General features: G+C 56.5%; 12 protein-coding genes. 4 read left to right on the forward strand and 8 right to left on the reverse strand.

Annotation, left to right across the window (positions count from 1 at the left end; all coding sequences use genetic code 11):
- Nucleotides 1–135: 135 nt before the first annotated feature.
- Nucleotides 136–1341 carry a rhomboid family intramembrane serine protease gene (locus K0A93_02355; GenBank protein MBW6510947.1) on the reverse strand — a complete coding sequence of 402 codons (1206 nt, stop codon included), beginning with the start codon at nucleotides 1339–1341 and terminating at the stop codon, nucleotides 136–138.
- Between the two features lie 301 nt (nucleotides 1342–1642).
- Between K0A93_02355 and K0A93_02360 the strand changes: the two genes are divergently transcribed.
- The gene (locus K0A93_02360) at nucleotides 1643–2299 is read left to right on the forward strand and encodes a fumarylacetoacetate hydrolase family protein (GenBank protein ID MBW6510948.1); all 657 of its coding nucleotides are present in this window, start codon (nucleotides 1643–1645) and stop codon (nucleotides 2297–2299) included.
- 95 nt (nucleotides 2300–2394) lie between these two features.
- Here the strand turns inward: K0A93_02360 and ppdK are convergent, their stop codons facing one another.
- The 5 genes from ppdK to mgtE form a co-directional block, all read right to left on the reverse strand.
- Entirely contained in the window at nucleotides 2395–5058 is a 2664-nt protein-coding gene (gene ppdK, locus K0A93_02365) for a pyruvate, phosphate dikinase (protein ID MBW6510949.1), read from the reverse strand.
- 116 nt (nucleotides 5059–5174) lie between these two features.
- Entirely contained in the window at nucleotides 5175–7241 is a 2067-nt protein-coding gene (gene glyS / locus K0A93_02370) for a glycine--tRNA ligase subunit beta (protein MBW6510950.1), read from the reverse strand.
- Nucleotides 7242–7267: 26 nt separating this feature from the next.
- Nucleotides 7268–8137, reverse strand: coding sequence for a glycine--tRNA ligase subunit alpha (gene glyQ / locus K0A93_02375; protein MBW6510951.1), 870 nt, complete (start codon nucleotides 8135–8137; stop codon nucleotides 7268–7270).
- Between the two features lie 154 nt (nucleotides 8138–8291).
- On the reverse strand, nucleotides 8292–9113 hold the full coding sequence (recO, locus tag K0A93_02380; GenBank protein ID MBW6510952.1) for a DNA repair protein RecO: 822 nt from the start codon (nucleotides 9111–9113) through the stop codon (nucleotides 8292–8294).
- A gap of 96 nt (nucleotides 9114–9209) precedes the next feature.
- The gene (gene mgtE / locus K0A93_02385; GenBank protein MBW6510953.1) at nucleotides 9210–10571 is read right to left on the reverse strand and encodes a magnesium transporter; all 1362 of its coding nucleotides are present in this window, start codon (nucleotides 10569–10571) and stop codon (nucleotides 9210–9212) included.
- A 162-nt stretch (nucleotides 10572–10733) separates the two neighbouring features.
- Between mgtE and K0A93_02390 the strand changes: the two genes are divergently transcribed.
- Nucleotides 10734–11123, forward strand: coding sequence for a DUF2914 domain-containing protein (locus tag K0A93_02390; GenBank protein MBW6510954.1), 390 nt, complete (start codon nucleotides 10734–10736; stop codon nucleotides 11121–11123).
- A 128-nt stretch (nucleotides 11124–11251) separates the two neighbouring features.
- On the opposite strand, the gene cybH is transcribed toward K0A93_02390, so the two are convergent.
- A complete protein-coding gene (gene cybH / locus K0A93_02395) occupies nucleotides 11252–11911 on the reverse strand; it encodes a Ni/Fe-hydrogenase, b-type cytochrome subunit (protein MBW6510955.1) in 660 nt (219 codons plus the stop codon).
- A 326-nt stretch (nucleotides 11912–12237) separates the two neighbouring features.
- On the opposite strand from cybH, the gene fumC reads away from it, so the two are divergent.
- On the forward strand, nucleotides 12238–13641 hold the full coding sequence (fumC, locus tag K0A93_02400) for a class II fumarate hydratase (GenBank protein MBW6510956.1): 1404 nt from the start codon (nucleotides 12238–12240) through the stop codon (nucleotides 13639–13641).
- A complete protein-coding gene (locus tag K0A93_02405) occupies nucleotides 13628–13879 on the forward strand; it encodes a hypothetical protein (GenBank protein ID MBW6510957.1) in 252 nt (83 codons plus the stop codon). The genes fumC and K0A93_02405 overlap by 14 nt, the downstream gene beginning before the upstream one ends.
- A gap of 102 nt (nucleotides 13880–13981) precedes the next feature.
- Here the strand turns inward: K0A93_02405 and K0A93_02410 are convergent, their stop codons facing one another.
- Nucleotides 13982–14263 carry a hypothetical protein gene (locus K0A93_02410; protein MBW6510958.1) on the reverse strand — a complete coding sequence of 94 codons (282 nt, stop codon included), beginning with the start codon at nucleotides 14261–14263 and terminating at the stop codon, nucleotides 13982–13984.
- Nucleotides 14264–14343 lie beyond the last annotated feature (80 nt).

Below are 14343 nucleotides of genomic sequence, written 5' to 3' on the forward strand. Positions count from 1 at the left end.
TGCTAGGCCTGCGGTTTTGTTCAATCGCTGCAACCAAATCTGACCCAAATCTGAGCGCAATAATGGCCACCTTATTTTCCTGCAGACCCTAAATGCGATCTGAGCAGAAAACTCCGCAAAATATTGCGGAGCTTTTTATTTGCGCGGTCTATCCTGTTGCGAGCGGCCCCGCAGTTCTTCGATAATTTTCAGCCGTTTTCGAGCCTCTGCGGCGAGGGCTTCATCGCTGGCGCAATCGAGGGCGTTGAGGAAATACTGGTAGGCTGCGGTGCTGCAGCGTGGTTTATAGCTTAATGCCTTCCCCGCTCCCAGGTAGGCTCGATCGATCCCCTGTGCAGTTGGTCGTTCGGCAATAAAGCGGCGAAATACCGACAGTGCGTGGTCGATGTTCCCTTGCTGCAGAAAATAATCACCGATCGCCAGGACATCCGGCGCGTCGATCGCGCCACGTTCGGCACGTGAGTTGAGCGAGAAGTAAAGTCCCGCCGCCCAGCGCAGATTGCCCTGTTTGATCTGCCGGGAAATTTCCTCGCGGTCGGCTTTAAGCGGGTTTTCAGTGGGGGGTGATTGCTCCGCCAGCGATGCTGTCCGGTAAGGATGATTGTCGCCGTGACGATGATCGATCACCCACGCCAGACCGAGTCCGGCCATAAAGCCGCCGATGTGCGCACCGTGAGCAACTCCGCTGCCGGCGCCACCATTCCATACAAAGGGGAGCAGATTGTCGATGAGGAGATAAAATCCGAGGACGACGCGTGCCGGAACCAGCACGGTGGTCATGATCAACGGGAAGAGAAAGACGAATACTTTTACCTGGTTGCGCGGAAACCAGAAAAAATATGCGCCAAGCACTCCGGAAATCGCGCCTGATGCTCCGATCAGCGGGACCGGGGAATCGAGGACGAACAGGGCGTAAAACAGGGTCGCCGCCACGCCGGCGAACAGGTAGGCGCAAAGGTAACCGAGGTGTCCCAGACGATACTCGATATTATCGCCGAAAATCCACAGAAAGAGCATGTTGCCAACCAGGTGCATCCACCCCCCGTGCAGAAAGAGTGAACTCAGCAATGCCGTGGCTGTCGGTTCAGCCGGACGGAAACCGTATTGCAGGACATGCAGGTCGTAAGCACTCAGATTTTGCAATGCCGCGCTGACCGCCTGGGGTGTGTAGGCCCCGACCAGTTGCAGATATTCATAAAGGAAGGGGTTGCTGGCGTCCGGAGGCGTTACCGAAAGGGGGAGGGTGATGAACAGAAAAACCGCAACATTGATGATAATGAGCAGGATGTTGACAACCGGAACACTGCGTGGATTAGGCATGTCGCCGACAGGTAGAAGCACACTTTTCCTTTAGGAGCCTGTCCGAGAATGAATGGCCGGCTGCAAACCCAGCTGTTTGGCTCATATTTCAGCTCCTTTTTGCCCCATAGCTACGGCTATGAGGCTGCAAATGAGTTAAAATCTGCCCGCAAACCTCTGGATTTTCGCTTCGGCCCTTATTCTCGGACAGGCTCCTGGGGCCGGTAAGAAAAGGGGGAAGCATTGGCCACGATTCCAAAATAGCACAGAGCGGACTACAGCTCAATCTTGCATTTTTGCGCTGTAGTCGCTATGCTTGTCCAACCCCTTCAGGAGATCAATAATGTTTCAGATTATCCCCCGTGGAACGACCACAAACTATCAGGTCGGCAAGCTGGTGTGTGTTGCCCGCAATTATGTCGATCACATCCGCGAACTGAACAATGCATTTCCGGATGAGCCGGTACTGTTCACCAAACCGACAACCAGCATTATCGTTGACGGCGAACAAATCATTATTCCTCCATATTCGGCCGATTGTCACCACGAGGTGGAACTTGCCGTGTTGATCGGTGCAACCGGGAAAGATATTCCTCCGCACCGGGCGTTGCAACATGTGGCGGGGTACGGTGTTGCCCTCGATATGACCCTGCGTGATGTCCAGAGCGCGCTGAAAGCCAAAGGACTCCCGTGGGACAAGGCCAAAGGGTTTGATACCTCCTGTCCTCTATCCCCCTTCGTCGCGGCGGAGGCGGTCGCCGATCCACAGCGGTTGCGTATTGCGCTACGCGTCAACGGGGCGTTGCGGCAGGATGCCACCACCGCCCTGATGATGCGCAGCATCCCGGAGTTAATCGCTGCCGCTTCGGCGATTTTCACGCTGGAAGCGGGGGATATCCTGCTTACCGGAACCCCTGCCGGTGTCGCGGCGGTCAAAAGTGGCGATGTGCTTGAGGCGGAGATTGAGCAGGTCGGACGGCTGCGGGTCACGGTTGCCTGAAACAGACTGGTTGTCCGGACGCACCAATAAAAAACGCCCTCGTTACGCGAGGGCGTTTTTTATTGGTGCGAATAGTATGTCCAGTGACCAGCGAATTATTTTTCCAGCAAGACCGCATGTGCCGCCGCGAGGCGGGCGATCGGTACCCGGAACGGCGAGCAGGAAACGTAGTCGAGGCCAATTTGATGGCAGAAAATGACCGACGACGGTTCCCCGCCGTGCTCACCGCAAATGCCGAGCTTGATCCCCGGTCGTCCGGCGCGCCCTTTCTCACACCCCATCTTGACCAGCAGGCCAACCCCTTCCTGATCGATGGCAACGAAGGGGTCGTTCGGGAAAAGGTCTTTCTCGACGTAGAAGGGCAGGAATCTCCCGGCATCATCGCGTGACAGCCCGTAGGTGGTCTGGGTCAGGTCGTTGGTGCCAAAGGAGAAGAATTCGGCTTCGGCCGCAATCACGTCGGCGGTCAATGCGGCGCGCGGCAGTTCGATCATTGTTCCGATCAGATACTCAACCTTCACGCCGTAGCGGGCGATCACGGCATCCGCGACCTTGATGGCGTTGGCGCGCAGCACCGCCAGTTCACGCACTTCGCTGACCAGCGGAATCATGATTTCGGGGATGATGGCGTACCCCTCGTTTTTGTTCAGTTCGCAGGCGGCTTCCATGATCGCCTGAACCTGCATGTCATAGATTTCGGGGTAGGTGATGGCCAGACGGCAGCCACGGTGGCCGAGCATCGGATTGAATTCGTGCAACGCTTCAACCTTGGCTTTGAGTGTCGCCGCGGGAACGCCGATGTCCTTTGACAGGGCATCAATTTCCTTGTCGGTGTGCGGCAGGAATTCATGCAACGGCGGGTCGAGCAGGCGGATGGTGACCGGCAGACCTTTCATGACCCGGAAGAGTCCGAGGAAATCACCTTTTTGCATCGGCAGGATTTTTTCGAGGGCTTTCTTGCGCCCTTCAACATCTTCGGCAAGAATCATTTCGCGGACCGCCATGATCCGGTCGCCTTCAAAGAACATGTGCTCGGTGCGACACAAGCCGATCCCCTCGGCCCCGAAATCGCGGGCCACCTGGGCGTCGTGCGGAGTGTCGGCGTTGGTGCGGACCTTCATGGTGCGGATGTTGTCGGCCCAGACCATCAGCTCACCGAATTCACCGGACAGTTGCGGTTGAACGGTGGGGACCTCGCCGCGCATCACTTCACCGGTCGAACCGTCAAGAGTGATGATCTCACCTTTTTTGAAAACATCCCCTTTGACCGTGGTGATGGTTTCGTTGCGGTAATCAACTTTAATGTCGCCGCACCCGGCAACACAACATTTCCCCATGCCACGGGCGACGACCGCCGCGTGCGAGGTCATCCCGCCACGGGCAGTGAGGATGCCCTGGGCGGCGTGCATGCCGTGGATGTCTTCGGGGCTGGTTTCAACGCGAACCAGGATAACCTTGCGGTTGAGTTTGGCCTCCGCTTCAGCTTCATCGGCGGTGAAGATGATTTTTCCTGAAGCCGCGCCGGGAGAAGCGGGGAGCCCTTTGGCAACAACGATTTTTTCGGCGGCAGGATCGAGTGACGGATGCAACAATTGATCGAGTTGCTCGGGGGCAACACGCAGCACGGCCTCATTTTCACTGATCAGCCCTTCCTTGACCATATCGACGGCGATGCGTACCGCGGCCTTGGCGGTGCGCTTGCCGTTGCGCGTTTGCAGCATGTAAAGCTTGTGTTTTTCGATCGTAAATTCGATATCTTGCATGTCACGATAGTGTTTTTCAAGGATATCGCGAATTTTTGCCAACTGCGCGTAGCATTCCGGCAAGACATCTTCCATGGCGGGCAGGTCGCCTGGTTTGTGTTTGGCTTTGTTGATCGGCTGTGGCGTGCGAATCCCCGCCACCACATCCTCGCCCTGCGCATTGACCAGATATTCGCCGTAGAAGTAGTTTTCACCGGTTGAGGGGTCACGGGTAAAGGCGACGCCGGTCGCACAGTTGTCCCCCATGTTGCCGAAAACCATCGACTGGACGTTGACGGCAGTCCCCCATTCGGCCGGAATGTTATTCAGCCGCCGGTAGGTGATGGCGCGGGCGTTCATCCAGGAACTGAAAACGGCACTGATCGCTCCCCACAGCTGCTCTTTGGGATCGTCAGGGAACTCCTTGCCAAGTTCCCCCCTGACCTTGTTTTTGAACAGGGTGACCAGTTGTTTGAGGTCTGCGGCGCTGAGGTGCGTATCCTCTTTGACCCCTTTATTTTCTTTCATATCGTGGAGGATATCTTCCAGCTCTTCACCGGGCATCCCCATGACGACGTTTGAATACATCTGAATAAAACGTCGATAGGAGTCGTAGGCAAAGCGTTCGTCTCCGCTCTGGGCAATCACGCCCTGCACCGTGGTATCGTTGAGACCGAGATTGAGGACGGTATCCATCATTCCTGGCATCGAAGCCCGGGCACCGGAACGCACCGAAACCAGGAGCGGGTTGGTGGCATCACCAAATTTTTTCCCCATCAATTGCTCGACACGCTCCAGGTTGGATTGAACTTCTTCAGTCAGCCCCGCCGGATAATTCCGGTCATTGGCGTAGTATTCGGTGCAAACTTCTGTGGTAAGAGTAAAACCGGCCGGAACCGGCAGGCCGATGGAAGTCATTTCCGCCAGGTTGGCACCTTTGCCACCGAGCAGATTTTTCATGCGGCCATCACCCTCGGCATGACCGTCACCAAAGAAATACACATGTTGCTTTGCCATCAAAATCCTCCTTGACACGATGTAGGTTGTTGGGGGAGCAAGCTCCCCAATGATAAGTGCTGGTAATCCCTAAACAAAAGAACCGCGCAAGGGGCGCGGTTCGGTTATATGTTGTGTTAAATGCTCAAACGGGTGAAATCGGCAATCTTGGCGAAAAGCTCGGCGACACGGGTCAGCAGCGCCAGCCGGTTGGCCTTGACCTTTTCATCCTCAGCCATGACCATCACCGCTGTAAAGAAGTCATCGACCGGTTCCCTTAAGGTGGCGATAGTGCGCAAGGCAGCGGTGTAGTCAGCGCTGCGGGTGGCGGTCGCACAACGGTTCTCGACCGCTTCGAGCGCCGTCAGCAGCTTTTGCTCACTCGGTTTTTCAAACAGCTCCGGGTTGACCTCGGTAACAACGCCGTCCTTGATAATGTTGACCACCCGTTTAAAGGCGACGGCCAGCGCTTCGAAATCGTCGCGCGTTTTTATCTGTGCCAATGCTTTAACCCGCTCAACCGCATCGGTCACGTCATCGAACGCCGCGCACAGTACGGCATCGACAACGTCCTGGGCGTAGCCCTGACCGGTCAACAGGTTGACGAGACGCAGGCGGATGAATTCAATGACGTCTGCTTTAACTTCAGTCGCTGGCCGGGTCAATTTTGCTGCCAATTGAGCAACGGCACGCGCCACCAGTTCGGGAATTGACAGCGAATAGCCGCGATCAAGAATAATTGAGAGAATGCCGATGGCCGTGCGGCGCAAGGCATAAGGGTCCGCCGATCCGGTCGGGATCAGGCCAACGCCAAAGCAGCCGCACAGGGTATCGATCTTGTCGGCCAGCGAAACAAACGCCCCGACATTGTCGGAGGGGAGCTCCCCGCCAGCTTCGACCGGCAGGTAGTGTTCGAAGATGGCGTTGGCGACACGCGGATCTTCCCCTTCGAGCAGCGCGTATTCGCGCCCCATGACCCCTTGCAGTTCAGGGAATTCATAGACCATGTTCGATTCGAGATCGCATTTGGCCAGCTCACTGGCACGCTCGGTCAACGCTTTTGCTGCTGGCTCAAAACGTTCGGCCAGCTCGGCGGCAATCGTCTTGAAGCGCAAGACCTTCTCAAAACTGGTGCCGAGCTGACGCTGGTAAACGACATTTTTTAATGCTTCAAGGCGGTCGGCAAGAGGCGTCTGCTGATCTTTTTCCCAGAAGAACATGGCGTCGGACAGCCGGGGGCGAATGACGCGCTCATTGCCGCGAACGATGACAGCCGGATCGTCAACCTGATTGTTGGCAATGGTGATGAAGCGTGGTAACAGCTTGCCGTCAGCTGCAATCAGGCTGAAATAGCGCTGATGCTCACGCATCGAGGTAATCAGCAGTTCGCGGGGTAATTTGAGAAATTCCGGATCAAAACCACCAGCCAGGGCAACCGGAAATTCGACCAGATTGGTGACCTCGTCGAGGAGCTCCTCATTCTCAAGGAGTTGAGCGCCTTCGGCAGCGGCAATCGCTGCGATCTGCTCTTTGATGCGCGCTTTACGGCGGGCGATGTCGGCGATGACGAAATGCTTTTCGGCGACGCTCAGATAGTCGCTGGCGGAGCTGACACGGAACTCCTGCGGGGCCAGAAAGCGGTGCCCGCGCGAGCGGTTGCCGCTGGTCAAGTTGCCGTAAGTGAAGGGCACCACCTGGCCGTCGAACAGGGCGACGATCCAGTGGAGCGGACGGGCGAAGCGGACATCAAGGTCTTTCCAGCGCATCGACTTGCGAAAGGGCAGGGCGGCGATCATTTTCGGCAGTAGCTCAGGGAGAAGTTCGACGGTCTTGCGCCCCACCTCTTCCTTTTCGGCACAGATATACTCCCCTTTGTCGGTGGTGACGATTTTCAGGTCGGCAACATCAACCCCCTGGCCACGGGCGAAGCCGATGGCCGCTTTGGTTGGCTGGCCATTGGCATCGAAGGCAATGTGCCTGGCCGGGCCCATGGCCTCACTGCGACGAGTCGGTTGCTCAATGGCCACGGCATCGATGGCGATAGCCAGACGCCGCGGGGTGCCGAAGGTGCGGATGGCGCCGTAGCCGATCTGCGTACTGTCGAATTCCTTGCGTAGCAAACGTTCGAGGTCGGCCAGCGCCACCGGGATAAACCCGGCGGGGATTTCCTCAGCGCCAATTTCCAGAAAAAGTTCCGCGGACATATATTAAAACTCCCAGAGCATAGGGTTTACTTCTTCAATAACGGGAAACCGAGTTTTTCACGTTGAGCAACATACCCCTGAGCACAGAGACGTGACAGGTTGCGCACCCGGCCAATGTAGTTGGCCCGTTCGGTGACCGAAATTGCGCCGCGTGCATCGAGCAGGTTGAAAGCGTGCGAAGCCTTGAGAACAAAGTCGTAGGCGGGGAAGACCAGCTCCAGTTCCGCCAGCCGGGTAGATTCCTTTTCGTACATATCGAAGAGCTGAAAGAGCATCGCAGTGTCGGCTTCCTCGAAGTTATATGTTGAGAATTCGACTTCGGTCTGGTGATGCACCGCGCCGTATTTAATGCCGTCAACCCATTCCAGGTCATAGACGTTATCGACCCCCTGGATATACATGGCGATACGCTCGATGCCGTAGGTGATTTCCCCCGGAATCGGCTTCAGGTCGATGCCGCCGCACTGCTGGAAGTAGGTAAACTGGGTGATTTCCATGCCGTCGAGCCAGACTTCCCAGCCCAGCCCCCAGGCGCCGAGGGTCGGCGATTCCCAGTCGTCTTCGACGAAGCGAATATCGTGTTTCGACGGGTCAATCCCGAAACTTTTGAGTGAATCGAGATAAAGCTCCTGAATGTTCATCGGCGATGGTTTCAAGAGGACTTGAAACTGATAATAATGCTGAAGGCGGTTCGGGTTTTCACCGTAGCGACCATCGGTGGGGCGGCGCGAGGGTTCCACATAAGCAACGTTCCACGGTTCCGGGCCGAGTGCCCGCAAAAAAGTCGCGGGGTTGAAGGTTCCGGCACCTTTTTCGATATCGTAAGGTTGCTGAATAATGCACCCCTGCTTGGCCCAGAAATTTTGTAATGAAAGAATCAGCTCCTGAAAGGTCACAAAGCCTCCCTGTGATAAATAAATTTAGTCACGGTAAAAGTGCCGAGCATTCTTGCTAAAAAGTATACTGTATACAATAATCAGGCAGGAATAGCAGGGGGCGACTATAGCTTGCGGGGCTTGTCGCTGTCAAGCCTGAACCCCGGTCTGGAGGCTACTTTTTGCGGGGGTCGACGGGCGTCATGGAATCGGCGAGCTGGAGAAATGCGCTGCTTGCCAACGGGCGGTCAAGGTGTGCCGCAAGCGCCGCGCCGAGAATGCTTCCGCCCTCCCGGAGCGTCATCGCGCCGAGGTGCAGATCGGCGAAGACGGTCACGGGTGCACGCAGGCAACGGGAGAGGCTGCCGAGGGTGGCCACGTTGACCGGCGGACCGTCATTACCGGTTGCGCAGGTGCCGCAGATCCCGCCGCCGTAGTCGGCGCTGAACGGGACGATGTCCTCGCTGAACGGGGCGTTGCAGACGGCGCAGTGCAGCAGGTGCGGCATCAATCCCGCCAGCTGCACCAGCCGCAGCTCCAAGAGCAGCTTCGCGGTTGGCACGGCGCCGACTGCAACGAGGTGGTCGAGGAAAGCGTTAAGCAGAGCAAAGTGCTCGGTGTGAAGATCTCCCTCCGGTGTCAACCGCTCGGTCAGTTCCAGACCGTAACCGGCCAGCGCCAGTGTCGGCAGGTCGCGACGCAGCCCGGTGCGCAGATCAAGGATCTCGGCCTCGCGCAGGGAACTCAGCTCTCCGCTGCGTGGCGGGTTCCAGATCAGCTTGAGCAGGGCGAACGGCTCCAGCGCCGGGCCGAACCGCTTGCGACTCTTGCGGGCATTGCGGGCAAACCCCTTGAGCAGACCGTGGCTACGGGTCAGTGCGGTGACGATCCGGTCGGCTTCACCGTAAGCGCGGCTGTGGAGAATGATGGCTTCGTCGCGATGGATGTGCATGGGGGGATGATAGTTGATTCCGGGGCGGGGAGCAAGGCTTCCCATATTACTTCTTTGCTCGTCCCGGCTTTTGGGTTTTCATTTCTTCAGTCTGCGAATTCCCCGAAAATTCACGATATCAACCAAACCCGCAATCAAGTCTCAGCGCAGGTAGTTAATAAACAGAGTCGCGGTGCCGAAGTAGATGAGAATGCCGGTAATGTCGTTGGCGGTCTGCACGAAGGGGCTGGAGGCGATTGCCGGGTCGATGCCGATGCGTTTGAAAAAGGCTGTGGCCAACACCCCCATCGATGCCGCGACGGTCATGGCGGTGGCCATGGCAACGGTGACAACCATTCCGAGGTAGGGGTTGCCGTGCCAGATGTAGGCGATGGTGCCGACGGCCAGGCCGCAAACGGTGCCCATGATCAGACCGACGCGCAATTCTTTGAGAAAGACGCGGCGGATACTGCTCAGGTCGATGCGCCCGGTCGCGAAGCCGCGGACGACAATCGTTGACGATTGGCCACCGACATTGCCACCCATCCCGGTAATGACCGGGACGAAGGCGATCAGTGCGACGACCTCTTTAAGCGTGGCCTTGAAGGTCCACATCAGGTAGCCGGTTATCACGCCGCCGAGCAGGTTGGTGAGGAGCCACGGCAGTCGCAGCCGGGCAATTTTGAATGACTTGTTGCCGAGCATCAGTTCTTCGTCGCTGGTTCCGGCAATGCGGTAGATATCTTCAGTGGCTTCTTCACGGATAACGTCGATGATGTCATCGACGGTAATAATCCCCATCAGTTTGTTCAGCTCGTTGACAACCGGAACCGCCAGCAGGTTGTATTTTTCAACGACCTTGGCGACCTCTTCCTGATCACGGTCGGTGCTGACGCTGATCACGTCGGTGGCCATCACCTCTTTAAGCAGCTTTTCCGGGGGGACCATCAGCAGCTGGCGCAGTGACAGAACCCCGACCAGGTGGTTGTAGTCGTCGGTGACGTAGATATAGAAAACCATTTCCACATCTTCCGCCTGCTGGATCGCCGCAATTGCTTCCTTGACGGTGGTTTCCTCCGGCAGGGAGAAAATCTCGGTGGCCATGATTCCGCCAGCGGTATCCTCGTCATACTGGAGCAGGTTCTCGATCTCGTCGGAATGCTCGTCCTCCATGCTGTGCAGGACCTGCTCGGCCAACTCCTCCGGCATATTGCGGATGATCTCGACAGCGTCGTCGTACGGCATTTCCTGCAGGACTTCGGTGATTTCTTCCTGCTTGAAGGTTTCCAGCAGCAGTGCACCGGCATTTTCGTCGAGTTCGGAGAGGACTTCGGCGGCGGTTTCGGCGGAGCCGAGCAACCGGAAGAGGATGCGTTGTTCCTTGAGGCTCAGATCGCGGAACAGTTCCGCGATGTCGGCAGGGCGGAATTTGGCGAGGACATTGGTCAGATTCGGGTAAGCACCGCGCCGAATCAACCGGCGGACGGTGTTTTGCAGAACTTCAAATTTGTGTTCCGACGTCATGACATTCTCCTCGGCAGTACGGTTCGCATAACGCTACACACTAGACTTTTGCAGCCCGGCTTGTCAACGTTGATTGCTGCGTGACCACGGCAATAGCGCGTTCTTGAAAAATCCGCAGTCCGTGCTACGCGCGACTGTACACCCCAACCAAGGAGAGCAAAAATGAAAAAAACGTTACTGCTGATGATCGGAATTTTCCTGCTGCTAACTCCCGTACTCTGCGCTGCCGAAGCGGGCGTTGCCCGGGCACTTTTTACCACCAGTGTTGAAAACCGTGAACCGGTTGACGAACTGACCGCCACCGACACGGCACTGGAAACACTTTTTTTCTTCACTGAAATCAACGACATGGCTGGAGAACCGGTGCTGCATCGCTGGGTTTATAACGGTCAGGTCATGGCGGAAGTGCCGTTCACTATTGGTGGACCGCGCTGGCGGGTTTATTCGAGCAAGCAAATGATTCCGGGCTGGGTCGGGAAATGGCGGGTCGATGTCGTCAACGCGACCGGTGAAGTGGTGGCGAGCAAAGAGATTGAGCGCTCTGCGATGTGAGGCTGGTTACATAAATGATCGACACAGCGCCTGCGGAAAATTTTCCGGGGCGCTGTTTTTATTCGGCCAGATGTGTCGTAACCGTTAGCAGCTGCGGTCGCGGTCTGTGCAGGTGGGGGAAGGTGGTACTAGCGGTTTAGCTTGTCGGTTTCAATCGTTTTGTAGCCACCGAAAATACTGCTGATCAAGCCGTTGCGCATCTTGCACTCAAGCATGAACGACAGATAAACGTGGATGATGGTAAAAGATACCAGCAGCCAGAGAATGCCGTGGTGGATCAGGCGCAGGTACTGATTGCCGACCAGGATCAGCAGCGGCGAGAACAAACGGTGCCACGCTCCACCGGGGGCGTATTGGCCGTACAGCGCCAGGCCGGTGATAATTTCAGCCAGCAGCAACATAAAAACCCCGGCGTAGGCCGTGGCGGCAAGACCGTTATGGCCGATTTCGTAAGGGGTTCTGGGGCTCAAAAAGCTGTAATATTTGAAAGCCTTGTAGCCGCTTTGCCAGCCTTTGCGTGTGAACACGGCAACAAAGTTTTTCCAGCTCGCATGACGATTGCCGATAAACATCCAGATGATACGACTCACTACCGACAGCGTGAACAGGTAGCCGAAGACTATATGCACGAAACGCATCCAGCCCATGCTGTACGGTGCGGTCAACGCGGGTTCGAGAAAGGGCGTGCCGATGCCCAGACCGGTAACACCAAGCACAACAACACAGATGAAAGTGATCCAATGAGTGATCCGTACCGGCCATTCCCAGACATAATAGGTTTGTAACATGGACGCCTCCCGATGTCAAAACAGTGCAACTGCGTTCATTATGAATGAATTATTTGTAATTTCAAGTTGCCGCCTTTTTTCTTTTGCCGGGTTGAACCTGTGGCTGCACCTTGATGGCGTCGCAAAAAGTCCGCCCTACGTCGTTACGCTGATTTTTCAGGACCTCGACCTACCTGATGTAGGCCTTCGCCCCTGAAAAACCACCAAGCCTAGTAGGACGAAATTTTTGCTTAGCCATCTCATTCTTTTTTGCGAGTGCTGCACCTTGACAATTGCACCGAAGTGGGCGACAACACGATGGAGCCTTTTAACTCCAGGGGGAGATCATGACCGAGAGAACACCTGCCACGCGTACCGAAACCGATACTTTTGGCGCGATCGAAGTGCCCGCCGACCGTTTCTGGGGGGCGCAGACCCAGCGTTCGCTCCAGAATTTCAAGATCAGTGACGAGCTGTTGCCGCGCCCACTGATTCGGGCGCTGGGGATCATTAAACTGTGTGCCGCGCGCACCAATATTGCCCTTGGTAAGCTTGATGAAACGCTTGGCCAGGCAATCGTGACTGCCGCCGAAGAGGTGATTTCCGGTCGGCTTGATGAACACTTCCCGCTGGTTGTGTGGCAAACCGGTTCCGGTACCCAGTCGAATATGAACGCCAATGAGGTGATTGCCAATCTCGCCTCTGAATACCTCGGCGGCACGCTGGGGACGAAAACACCGGTACATCCGAACGATCACTGTAATTGCAGTCAGTCATCGAACGATGTCTTTCCGACGGCGATGCACATTGCCGCGATTGAACAGCTTCATAGCCCGTTGTTGCCAGCCCTCACCGCCCTGCGCGCCGCTCTTGACGCCAAGGTCGTCGCCTGGCAAGAGATCATCAAGATTGGTCGAACCCATTTGCAGGATGCCACGCCGCTGTCGCTGGGGCAGGAATTCTCCGGTTATGCGGCGCAGGTGTCGCTGGGGTGCGAGCGGATCAATGACAGCTTCAAGCGTCTTTATCCCCTGGCGCAGGGGGGGACGGCGGTCGGTACGGGACTGAATGCGCCAGCGCAGTTCGCCGTACGCTTTGCCGCCGAGGTTGCCGCCGTCAGCGGACTGCCGTTTTGCACAGCGGCGAACAAGTTTGAGGCGCTGGCGGCGCACGATGCCCTGGTCGAACTGTCCGGAGTACTCAACACCATTGCCGTCAGTTTCAACAAGATCGCCAACGATATTCGTCTGCTTGGTTCCGGGCCGCGTTCAGGGTTGGGTGAGTTGCGCCTGCCGGAGAACGAGCCGGGATCATCGATCATGCCGGGGAAAGTCAATCCGACCCAGTGCGAGGCGTTGACCATGGTCTGTGCGCAGGTGATGGGGAACCATACCACGGTGACGATTGCCGGCGCGCAAGGGCATTTCGAACTCAATGTTTTTAAACCGGTGATCATCTATAATGTCTTGCAGTCAATTCGCCTGCTGGCCGACGCTGCAGTCAGCTTTACCGACAACTGTGTCGTTGGGCTGGAGCCGAATCGTGAGCGCATCAATGAACTGATGGAACGCTCACTGATGCTGGTGACCGCACTGGCACCACAGATCGGTTACGACAAGGCGGCGACAGTTGCCAAGCTGGCACTGCAAAACGGCACGACTCTGCGGGAAGAGGCCGTGGGGGGCGGTTATGTGAGTGCGGAGGAATTTGACGCTTTGGTGAGGCCGGAACTGATGATTGCACCGCAATAACAGTGACTCAATCGGCACGGTGAAAATTATAAAAAGAGCCTCGTGTAAAAGGCTTGATCTGACGCCAGAAACCGTTCCAAATCTCCGCGTACCCCTTGGCGTTTTTCTTGACGCCGCGACCACCGACCTTCGGCAGTTGGGCGATGCCCTTCTGCGCCGTCTGGTGCGTTGGACATCAAGCCGCTTCGGCCCGGCAGGCGACCGTATCTATCTCTTCCCCGCCACCCTTTCTTCTTGACAACCATGTGAACCTTGACCTTCTTCGTCGGCTTCTCCCGTCCGACGATGGCAGTCGAGTCCCGACTGACGTGGCCAATCAGTTCCGTGCCGAGATGTTCCTTCACCAATGTGTCACGAACCACGGTCCCCATGCCTGCCTGGCATACTTGTCAAAGGTTCGGGAAAAGATCGCTTCCGAAGGGGGCCCCCGTTTACCGAAACCGCAGATCATTCGCAGGCTCGGTGTGCTCAGTAAGGCATGACGCAAAGATCTGGTGTGCTGATAGCGCAGAACGGACTTGGCAACAAACGCCCTGGCACTGACCGGCACACGTTTTTCAATCCTGACCAGCTCAAGAATATTGATCAGATGCTTCTCCGGTTCCGTCAGCGGAACAGGCAATCATTTATCAAAGAAGGGGATAGCTATATCGCGATATTTTTTTAGCCAATTGACAAGAAAAGGCTACTAAAGTCTGTAGG

This window comes from Desulfuromonadaceae bacterium (genome assembly GCA_019429445.1).
GTDB lineage: Bacteria > Desulfobacterota > Desulfuromonadia > Desulfuromonadales > JAHYIW01 > JAHYIW01.